Annotated in this window: 11 protein-coding genes and 1 pseudogene; 4 read left to right on the forward strand and 8 right to left on the reverse strand. The window is 43.8% G+C overall.

Annotated elements, in window-relative coordinates:
- Positions 1 to 87: 87 nt before the first annotated feature.
- From B3V51_RS09420 to pqqA, 6 genes are all read right to left on the reverse strand, one after another.
- Complete coding sequence (locus tag B3V51_RS09420) at positions 88 to 1,137, reverse strand: dipeptidase (RefSeq protein WP_186474528.1); 1,050 nt, start codon at positions 1,135 to 1,137, stop codon at positions 88 to 90.
- Positions 1,138 to 1,139: 2 nt separating this feature from the next.
- Positions 1,140 to 2,297, reverse strand: coding sequence for a pyrroloquinoline quinone biosynthesis protein PqqE (gene pqqE / locus B3V51_RS09425; RefSeq protein ID WP_286708309.1), 1,158 nt, complete (start codon positions 2,295 to 2,297; stop codon positions 1,140 to 1,142).
- Positions 2,294 to 2,590: a pyrroloquinoline quinone biosynthesis peptide chaperone PqqD gene (pqqD, locus tag B3V51_RS09430; RefSeq protein ID WP_105243904.1), complete on the reverse strand. Its 297-nt coding sequence runs from the start codon at positions 2,588 to 2,590 to the stop codon at positions 2,294 to 2,296. The genes pqqE and pqqD overlap by 4 nt, the downstream gene beginning before the upstream one ends.
- Positions 2,587 to 3,348: a pyrroloquinoline-quinone synthase PqqC gene (gene pqqC, locus B3V51_RS09435; RefSeq protein WP_286708310.1), complete on the reverse strand. Its 762-nt coding sequence runs from the start codon at positions 3,346 to 3,348 to the stop codon at positions 2,587 to 2,589. Before pqqC ends, pqqD begins: the two co-directional genes overlap by 4 nt.
- A 21-nt stretch (positions 3,349 to 3,369) precedes the next feature.
- Positions 3,370 to 4,281, reverse strand: coding sequence for a pyrroloquinoline quinone biosynthesis protein PqqB (pqqB, locus tag B3V51_RS09440; RefSeq protein ID WP_286708311.1), 912 nt, complete (start codon positions 4,279 to 4,281; stop codon positions 3,370 to 3,372).
- Positions 4,282 to 4,360: 79 nt separating this feature from the next.
- Positions 4,361 to 4,435 carry a pyrroloquinoline quinone precursor peptide PqqA gene (pqqA, locus tag B3V51_RS09445; RefSeq protein WP_075107140.1) on the reverse strand — a complete coding sequence of 25 codons (75 nt, stop codon included), beginning with the start codon at positions 4,433 to 4,435 and terminating at the stop codon, positions 4,361 to 4,363.
- 246 nt (positions 4,436 to 4,681) lie between these two features.
- Here pqqA and B3V51_RS09450 point away from each other — a divergent pair.
- Positions 4,682 to 4,825, forward strand: a pseudogene (locus tag B3V51_RS09450) (IS3 family transposase); the annotation flags it as partial.
- Positions 4,826 to 5,134: 309 nt separating this feature from the next.
- Here B3V51_RS09450 and B3V51_RS09455 read toward each other — a convergent pair.
- The gene (locus B3V51_RS09455; RefSeq protein ID WP_286708312.1) at positions 5,135 to 6,604 is read right to left on the reverse strand and encodes an ATP-binding protein; all 1,470 of its coding nucleotides are present in this window, start codon (positions 6,602 to 6,604) and stop codon (positions 5,135 to 5,137) included.
- 1 nt (position 6,605) lies between these two features.
- The gene (locus B3V51_RS09460; protein ID WP_286708313.1) at positions 6,606 to 7,328 is read right to left on the reverse strand and encodes a heavy metal response regulator transcription factor; all 723 of its coding nucleotides are present in this window, start codon (positions 7,326 to 7,328) and stop codon (positions 6,606 to 6,608) included.
- Positions 7,329 to 7,517: 189 nt separating this feature from the next.
- On the opposite strand from B3V51_RS09460, the gene B3V51_RS09465 reads away from it, so the two are divergent.
- The 3 genes from B3V51_RS09465 to B3V51_RS09475 all read left to right on the forward strand — a co-directional run bounded on the left by B3V51_RS09465 (position 7,518) and on the right by B3V51_RS09475 (position 9,253).
- Positions 7,518 to 7,796, forward strand: a complete 279-nt coding sequence (locus tag B3V51_RS09465) for a hypothetical protein (RefSeq protein WP_071001531.1) — start codon at positions 7,518 to 7,520, stop codon at positions 7,794 to 7,796.
- 86 nt (positions 7,797 to 7,882) lie between these two features.
- Entirely contained in the window at positions 7,883 to 8,476 is a 594-nt protein-coding gene (locus B3V51_RS09470; RefSeq protein ID WP_071001532.1) for a c-type cytochrome, read from the forward strand.
- A gap of 135 nt (positions 8,477 to 8,611) precedes the next feature.
- Complete coding sequence (locus tag B3V51_RS09475; RefSeq protein WP_071001533.1) at positions 8,612 to 9,253, forward strand: DUF411 domain-containing protein; 642 nt, start codon at positions 8,612 to 8,614, stop codon at positions 9,251 to 9,253.
- Positions 9,254 to 9,290: the final 37 nt, after the last annotated feature.

Here is a 9,290-nt window from a genome sequence, read left to right on the forward strand (position 1 = left end):
TTAATAGTGGTTCGACTATATCCAACTCTTAGAGCAATACGCATCGATATAGATATTTTATTTCGTGGTATCCAAAGATATAAACCATCACTCCCATATCTCATCCAACACCCTAAACCAATTCTTTGACGTGATCTTTTCAATAAGCGCATCAGAGAAGTGACGTTGTTGCATCCGCTCAATCAGCTTAGAGATTTGACTGATATCAGACAATTCATCAGGTAATAGACAACCATCGAAATCAGAGCCAAATCCAACGTGATCTTCGCCTAGATGGTCTATCAGATAAGCAAGATGATCGACAATCACATCAAGTGAGGTCTGCGTATCTCGCTGCCCATCCGCACGTAGAAATGCCACGTCGAAGTTCACCCCAACCAGACCACCATTTTGTTTAATGGCAGCCAGTTGTCGATCAGTCAGGTTTCTTGCTTGCGCGCATAAGGCGTGCGCATTGGAATGCGTTGCGACAATCGGCTGATCGGCAATCTCTAACGTATCCCAAAACGCGCGCTCGTTCATATGCGACACATCAATCAGCATATGCTTGTCACGACACGCCAAAATAAGTTCTTTACCTTCACGGGTTAGACCAGAGCCTGTGTCTGGCGAATGCGGAAAAGACGCATTTAAACCATCACCAAATAGGCTTTTTCTATTCCACAGTGGGCCAATACTTCTGAGTCCTGATTCATAAAACACATCCAGCAAGTCAGGCTCAATAGCCAAAAACTCAGCGCCTTCAAGATGCAAAACGATGGCCAGTTGCTGATTCTGCTGACAGGCTTGAATTTGTGCCATAGACGTACAGATCTGAATCTGACCGTTTGATCGCGCCTGCAATTGCTGGGCAAGTTCTAGTTGCGCGCAGCAAATATCAATGATTTCTTGCGAAGTGAAGTCTGAGTTTGATGGGTTGGATAACTTATCAGGATGGTTGTTTTTCACATAAGCGTAGGGCGGTAAGAAAATAGAAAACAAGCCGCCCATCCATCTTGCTCGTCGGCAACGCTTTAAATCTAAATGTCCCGGTAGTGTGCCATAAATAAAATCATGCACCGGATCGTCAGCAGAGCTTAGCCATAGACGGGTTAACAGATCATTATGACCATCAAAAATTATAGGCTGGTTATTCATCATTAATCCGTGACCATACGCGTGGGAATCAGTTGCTCTTGACTCATACTTAATCGTTTAGAATTTTTAGGGTTCCTAAAGCGCAGATCTTCAAACGGAGTTGGCGTCTCGCTATTAATACGTGCTTCCTCGATCAGGTAGTGATAAGGCGATTTGCCGCACACAGGATCGGCGTTTTTGGCATCGCCCGTCAGCATAAACGCTTGGCAACGGCAGCCGCCATAATCGCGCTCTTTATCAGGGCAGCTTTGGCACATGTCAGGCATCCAGTCATCACCGCGAAAGTGATTGAAACTGTCTGAGTCATACCAGATGTCTTTTAATGGCGTCTGCCTGACATTGGGAAAGGATATGGGCAGTTGTCTGGCAGCATGACAGGGAAGCGCGGCGCCATCAGGTGCCACGGTCAAGAAAATCTTACCCCAGCCATCCATACAAGGTTTTGGCCGTTCTTCGTAGTAATCAGGCACCACAAAAATGAGTTTGCATTTGATACCACGTGCTTCGATTTTTTGGCGATATTCGTTAGTAATGCGTTCGGCTCTGACCACTTGTTCTTTGGTCGGTAGTAGGCCTTCGATGTTTTCAAACGCCCAACCATAAAACTGACAAATAGCCAGCTCAACTGTATCCGCTTCCAGCTCTAAACACAGATCAATAATCTGGTCAATCTGATCGATATTTTGCCGATGGATCACAAAGTTAAGTACCATCGGATAGTCGTACTGCTTGACCAGACGTGACATCTCATATTTTTGTTCAAAGGCATGCTTTGAACCTGCCAAGAGATTATTTACTACAGGGTCACTGGCTTGAAAGCTGATTTGAATATGCTGCAGTCCTGCGTCTTTTAAACTGGCAATGCGCGCTTCAGTCAGTCCCATACCTGAGGTGATGAGATTGGTATAAAAGCCTTTTTGATGCGCATAAGCGACCAGTTCTTCTAGGTCTTGACGCACCAGTGGTTCACCACCAGAAAAGCCCAGCTGCACCGCGCCCATGTGCCGCGCCTGATCAAACACATCAAACCACTCCTGTGTCGTCAGCTCGTCTTTATACTGAGCATAGTCAATGGGGTTGGAGCAATACGGGCATTGTAAGGGGCAGCGATAGGTCAACTCAGCAAGTAACCATAGCGGCATTCCGACGGGCGCAGTCATACTAAGTCAATCCAATGTTCACGCTGGGCGACCAGCATATATTCAATGATGTCTTGCTCGATTTCAGGCACGTCGCCAAACATGGCTTGCACCTTTTGAATAATATCAGCAACCGATGCGGTGCCATCGATATGTTGTCCAATGATACTGGCACTGTCATTGAGTGTAATCATCCCCTCAGGGTAGAGCAGGACATACGCGTCTTGCGCTGGCTCAAACTGGAAGCGGTAGCCATGACGCCATGTGGGAACCAGCGATTGATCCAGCTCAGGTAAACTAGTAGGGATACTCATTTAAACAATCCTTTATGCCAGACATTATCTGTGGTGACGCTTTGATAAGGCGCTTGGTCATGCACATAGGCGAGGCTCAAGGCATCCAAGATCGTCCACAAAATATCGAGTTTAAATTGTAATATCTCAAGCATGCGTTCTTGCTGCTCTGCCGTTCTGAATGAGTCAAGCGTGATGGTCAGACCATGCTCAACATCGCGGCGCGCTTGGCTGAGGCGCGAGCGAAAATAGGTATAGCCTTCTTCTTTGATCCAAGGGTAATGCTTGGGCCAAGACTCTAAGCGCGACTGGTGAATCTGCGGGGCAAACAGTTCGGTCAATGAGCTACTTGCCGCCTCACGCCATGTGGCACGGCGGGCAAAATTGACATAAGCATCTACCGCAAAGCGCACCCCTGGCAAGACCAATTCTTCAGAAATGACCTGCTCACGCGTCAGGCCAACCGCTTCTGCCAGACCAAGCCACGCTTCGCGCCCGCCGCCATCAGGATACACGCCGTCTTGGTCAATCATCCGCTGAATCCACTCTTGGCGCACGCGTTGATCGGGACAGTTCGCCATAATCGCCGCGTCTTTTAGCGGGATATTGATTTGGTAATAAAACCGATTGGCAACCCACGCTTGGATTTGCTGCTGCGTGGCGCGCCCTTCGTGCATCATGATATGAAAAGGATGGTGGATATGATAATACTGACCTTTGTCCATAATTGCTTGTTCAAACGCTTCTGGACTGAGTGCGGTTTCTTCTGTTGTTTTCATTTTATTGCCTTACCGTTTGTCTTATAGTTCTATCTGCATACCATCAAAGGCCACTTCAACACCGTGCTGTTTTAATGTCGCTGCTTGTTCAGATCGCTCGTTTAATATCGGGTTGGTGTTGTTGATATGGATGAGCACTTTGCGTGCATTGTCGAGCTGATCGAGATAATGCAGTGATCCATCGTCACCACTGATGTGCAAATGCCCCATGTCTTGGCCTGTTTTGGTGCCGACGCCGCGCTCTTGCATCTCGTTGTCTGTCCATAGCGTCCCGTCAATCATCACGCAATCAGACGCTTTCATGATTTGTATCACTTCATCGTCGATTTTGCCTAGCCCTGGGGCGTAGAACAGCTGCTTTTGTGTTCTTAAATCTTTGACAATCAGCGCGATATTATCGCCATCGTGAGGGTCGTTACGATGCGGTGAGTACGGCGGCGCTGAGCTTCTAATGACCAAAGGCGTCAGTTCTAAATTGCTATAGCCGTCAATTTGAAAGCGCTGTTTTGGGTCGATTTGATTGTACTGTAGGCCGCCATTCCAGTGCTTTAGCATGTTGAACAGCGGAAAGCCTGTGCTGAGATCTTCATGCACCATGTCCGTACACCAAATAGAGATGGGGCAGCCTTCACGTAAGGTCAATAGCCCCGTGGTGTGGTCAAGCTGACTGTCCATCAATACCACATCGGTGATGCCTGTGTCTCTTAGATGACGAGCTGGCTGAGCCGCCTTAAAGTCAAATAATTGCTGGCGAATATCGGGGGAGGCGTTGAATAAAATCCAGTCAACGCCATTTTCTGAGATGGCGATTGAGGATTGGGTACGGGTCTTTGCTTCGATGGTGCCTTGACGTACACCGTGGCAGTTTTCGCAGTTACAATTCCACTGCGGAAAACCGCCACCAGCCGCTGAGCCTAAAACGTGAATATACATAGCGCAATATTTCCAAATGTCAAAAAAAGTAAAAGCCCTAATCATCTAGGGCTTTTAATGTATTCAGGTCTATGAGTTTTTAGCGTGCTTCAAAATACATAGTGATTTCGAAACCGATACGGATGTCTTGAAAAGCGGGTTTAGTCCACTGCATGGGATTGCTCCAAAAAATTATTATAGGACCATCGTTGAGATGAATGAAAGTAATTATCAATGGTATTATAAGCCGACCCTGAATGTCAATTTGTTAGATGTTAACTTTCAAACTCAACACACTCTAATATTTAGACTAAAAGCGATACGTCACTCTACCGACTACATTTAAAGGCTCGCCATACGTTAATCCAAAAAAATTTTCGCCAGCAAGATATTTTTGATTGAATAAATTGTTGACGTTAAGCTGTGCTTCTTATATCTAAGAAATGTACTCGGACTGCCTTATAACCATAAACGTGTTTATCGTATCTACCGTGAGCTTGAATTAAACCTTAGAATAAAGCCTAAACGCCGTATTAAACGAGACAAACCGCAAAAGCTTGCTGTGTCCACTTGCCTCATCGTAGGGTCTCAGGCGTGCAACCTATCTTTGGCGCTATGGCTTTGATGGCTGACCAAGTGGATGGGTAGTCGTCTTTAGTTTCAATTAGTATACAGACGGCGCGCTCTTTCATTTCAGGGGTATAGTTTCATGTTTTCATTGTCGTATTTTCTTGGAGCGTTGAGTCTCCGACAATCCCGGGGCGGTTCAATATTCAAGTCCTCACTAGGGTACTGTTATTACTATCTTAACATTCTATTAATTCATCCATCTTTAAAGTTCATAAAATCCAAGCTTCATAGAAGATAGTCAATACTAGGCCAGCAATAACTCTACAGTGACCTCAAAATAATACTCATCTTTGATAGCAATATTTACTTTGCCTTTATGGGCATGAGCGATAGCCCGAACAATAGACAATCCTAGCCCTGTCCCTGAATGTTGACTGCTTGTCTTATCATGACGATAGAATCGTTCAAACAGCTTTTCAGCTTCACTCTGCTCTAGTGGTTTGTCTAAGCGATTAGTTAGGACGATTTTTAACAATCGTTGTTTTGCGGCTAGAGCCTCTTCTTTTGAACCATCAAGGCCGATGCCTGAGGTAATGATGGTAGCTGATACTGTGATAGTACTGGCACTCGCAGCGTAATAGATGGCATTTGACAGCAGATTAGCAAATAATCGCTGAAGCAAACCTTCATCACCTACTACTGTCACAAATTCACCCGATTTTTCAAAAGTGATCTCACGATCCTCGGCCAGCATTTCATAGTAGTCAACGAGCTTAGTCATTAAGCGCTCAGTATTTACATTACCAATTTGCGACTCACTTAAGCCTTTTTGAGTTTTTGCCAGCAGCAACATATTATTAATCATAGCCGATAGCTGCTCTAACGTGTCATGTTGATGATGTAGCTGCTCAATGTATTCATTGCCATCTCTTGGCTTATTCAACATGACTTGCGTTTGCGTACTAAGCGTCGCTATTGGGGTACGGAGTTCATGGGCAATATTATCTGAAAACCGAGACAAAGATTCAAAGTTACTCTCAAGTTTGACCATCATCGAATTATAAGATTGTGCTAGTGATCGTAGCTCTAAAGGCATATCACTGACGGTTATTCTTTCATCCAGTCTTTCAGGGTTAATTCTTTTCATTTTTTGTACGATAGTGGCTAAAGGTGCAAACCCCCAGTACACACTGAATGCAGTTACTGACACCAGTAGTAAGGTGATCGCGAATAAAATCATACTAAGCTGACGATTAAAGTGCATGAGATAGTGGTGATGGACATCGATGGGGAGGGCAATAAGTGCCAACAACGCTTGGTGTTCGATGATGATGGCTCGGTAATTTCTATTTTTTATCTCAACCGTGAATTGTTGATCACGATAGACTTGCCACAATTGTGGCAAGCTGAAATCTGAAGGTAGGTCGTTGGCAAAGCTGGTTGGATCGCTAGATAATAGCGCACCGTTTTTATTTGCGATGACAGTCTTTAAGTCATAATCACGCTGAGAAGAATGTAGATGATTGGTGCTAGTTAATGACTGAGATTTTGAAGCTGCTGCTGACTTTGTCTGAGCATCAACATTATTGATGCTTCTGCGCAGGTTAAAAGCTGCATGCGTGAGAATCTCAGAGTCCATTTGTTCAAAGTGCCCACTAACAGAACGCTGCACCCATGCATAAATAATCACTTGAGAGATAATCACGAATACAGTGAGTAGAAAAACGGTGCGCCACAGTAGAGGCAAGCGTCGATTATCTAATCGATGTTTCATATTAAATAGTGCCAGTGTCGTCAGATTGATTGCTATCAAGCGCTGTATCGATAGCCTCTAGCCGGTAGCCCATCCCACGCACCGTATGAATCAGCTTTGCCTCATGGTCATCGTCTATTTTTATGCGCAGACGTCTTATCGCCACATCAATCACGTTCGTATCATTTTCAAAGTTCATATCCCATACTTGCGAGGCGATGACTGAGCGTGGAAGCACTTCACCACGGCGCTCTAATAAAAACTGTAATAACGAGAACTCTTTTGCCGTGAGCTTAATAGGCTTCACTCCTCTATGCACTGTGCGCTTGGCAATGTCCATCTTGAGATCCGCTATTTGCATAGTTGTACTTTGGTAGTCGATTTGATTGGCACGTCTTAATAGACTTTTTATTCTCACTATTAGCTCTGCAAAAGCAAAAGGTTTGGTCAGATAATCATCGCCGCCAATTTCAATTCCTTTTACCTTATCGCTCAAGTTATCTTTTGCGGTTAAGAACAGTATGGGTGTATGCTTACCTGCCGCTCGGTAGTTACGTACCAGCTCAAAGCCGCTAACGTCTGGTAGCATGACATCCATCAATATCACGCTAAACTCTTCTGTCATCAATGCGTGATAGCCATCTAAGCCTGTGAGCTGATGATCCACAATAAACCCAGCTTCGGTTAAGCCTTTTTTTATATATTCGCCAAGTTTTAGCTCATCTTCTATTAGCAATATTTTCATAGTAGCTTCTCTTACTCCTGTCCAGCTTATTTAACATAGTAAAGCATAATGCTTTTTAGATATCTAAATTTCCAAGATGACAGAATTGTAATGTTGTCGTCATGTCTCTGTCAGAATCGCTACAGTATGCTCTAAGGCAACTTAATATTCTGAAGTCCTACTGACTTCATAGCCAATCAAGGATGAGTTATGTCACTTTTTAAATCAATGCCACTGTCTCAATCAATCGTAGCAGCTGCTGTAGCCTTGGTCGTTTCAACCTCTGCACTGGCACACGATCCAAAAATGCATGCCGAAAAAGACCAAATGAATTGCGAAAAAATAGCAAAGCACATGCAAATGATGAAGGAAATGGATCATAGCAAAATGGATATGAACGATCCGGCCATGAAAGCTATGATGACCAATATGAGCAAAATGAAGCAGATGTACCAAAAACATTGTATCCCTAGCAAAAATGATTCTTAAAGATGTTTATAGCGTGTTGATGTTGTTGGACAAGGTGGTCGAGCAATAAGCGGATATGAATAAAAATGGATTTTTAGGACAGACCTATGAAGTTTTTACTAGGAATACTTTTTACCGTCTGTATCATCATGATAGGTATTTTTATTGTAATAACTAGCGGCGTGATAAATATCGGTGCTGATCAAGCCCATAGCCCCTTAGTCTATAACTTTTTAGAGACAGCACGTAGTCGTTCAATTGAACATGCCAGTAAAGATATTTTGGTGCCAGACTTACAAAAGGCAGAAATGATCAGTTCAGGTGGCGCAGATTACAAAGAGATGTGTGCTGGTTGTCACTTGTCGCCGGGAGTCGCGGGTACAGACCTGAGTAAAGGACTGTATCCACAACCACCAAATTTTACTGACGCAGATGTCGTTAAACGATACCAAAGTGAAGACGGTGCCAAAAAAGGTTTTTGGGCAATAAAACACGGCATTATGGCATCAGGTATGCCCGCATGGGGTGCTTCTCATGATGATGATAGGATGTGGGCAATGATGGCTTTTATCAGATCGCTACCGGATTTGAACAAAAACCAGTACACGATGTTAACGACTCGGCTAGATGATGAAACGCTAAATATGTCGTTTGATAGTGATATGGGCATGTCAGGTAATGAGTCTGATATGCAGCATTGAGTATTCGTGAGTATACAGTGCTGCATAGTGCTGTTTTTATGATTTAAGTTTTAAAATTTATCGGTATAACTTGGTCAATATTACGGCTTCAATGCTTATAGATTGATCGCTAGATAGGCGCTTAGGAGTGATTTTATGAGAGGCTATATCAATAGATATATAAATACAAATAGTCTTATATCAAGTCATATACTTACAAAAATGGCTGTTTTACCATTATCATTAACGATAGCTGCTTGCAGTCAGCCTAATATTGCAGCTGAATCAAAGCCTGCAAATGAATCAGCCAGTGCTACGCAAAGTACATCAGAGGTGAAGCTAGAAAGCAAAACAGCACCCGCTAACGTTCATTCAAACACTCAATCAGCGGTTTTGCACAATGTTTCAGCCACTGTTTATAAAGATGCCAATTGTGGTTGTTGCAAAGAGTGGGTTAGTCATGCTGAAGGCTATGGCTTAAATGCAACTGCTCAAAATGTTGAAGATGTATCGTTATTTAAAGACCGTTATAGCGTACCCCAGCAAATGCGCTCATGCCATACTACAGTAACTACCGATGGCTACGTTTTTGAAGGTCATGTTCCTGCTAAGTATATGGCGCAGTTCCTAAAAAACCCGCCAAGTGATGCGATCGGACTTGCTGTACCGAGCATGCCAGTCGGTAGCCCAGGTATGGAATACCAAGATAAATTTATGCCCTATAAAGTGATGCAGCTTAACAAAGATGGCTCAACAGCTATTTATGCAACTATTGACACACCGCAGCAGCAAATCTAGCTTGGTTATCGTTTAAATATAGTCGAACCACTATTAA

It is taken from the genome of Psychrobacter sp. UBA2514, from assembly GCF_002341255.1.
Classification (GTDB): domain Bacteria; phylum Pseudomonadota; class Gammaproteobacteria; order Pseudomonadales; family Moraxellaceae; genus Psychrobacter; species Psychrobacter pacificensis.

Coding starts and splice junctions, on each gene's coding strand:
- B3V51_RS09460 (WP_286708313.1), bottom strand. CDS start 7,328: ATGAAAATATTGCTAATAGAAGATGAGCTAAAACTTGGCGAATATATA.
- pqqE (WP_286708309.1), bottom strand. CDS start 2,297: ATGACTGCGCCCGTCGGAATGCCGCTATGGTTACTTGCTGAGTTGACC.
- B3V51_RS09420 (WP_186474528.1), bottom strand. CDS start 1,137: ATGAATAACCAGCCTATAATTTTTGATGGTCATAATGATCTGTTAACC.
- pqqB (WP_286708311.1), bottom strand. CDS start 4,281: ATGTATATTCACGTTTTAGGCTCAGCGGCTGGTGGCGGTTTTCCGCAG.
- pqqC (WP_286708310.1), bottom strand. CDS start 3,348: ATGAAAACAACAGAAGAAACCGCACTCAGTCCAGAAGCGTTTGAACAA.
- B3V51_RS09470 (WP_071001532.1), top strand. CDS start 7,883: ATGAAGTTTTTACTAGGAATACTTTTTACCGTCTGTATCATCATGATA.
- B3V51_RS09465 (WP_071001531.1), top strand. CDS start 7,518: ATGTCACTTTTTAAATCAATGCCACTGTCTCAATCAATCGTAGCAGCT.
- B3V51_RS09475 (WP_071001533.1), top strand. CDS start 8,612: ATGAGAGGCTATATCAATAGATATATAAATACAAATAGTCTTATATCA.
- B3V51_RS09455 (WP_286708312.1), bottom strand. CDS start 6,604: ATGAAACATCGATTAGATAATCGACGCTTGCCTCTACTGTGGCGCACC.
- pqqD (WP_105243904.1), bottom strand. CDS start 2,590: ATGAGTATCCCTACTAGTTTACCTGAGCTGGATCAATCGCTGGTTCCC.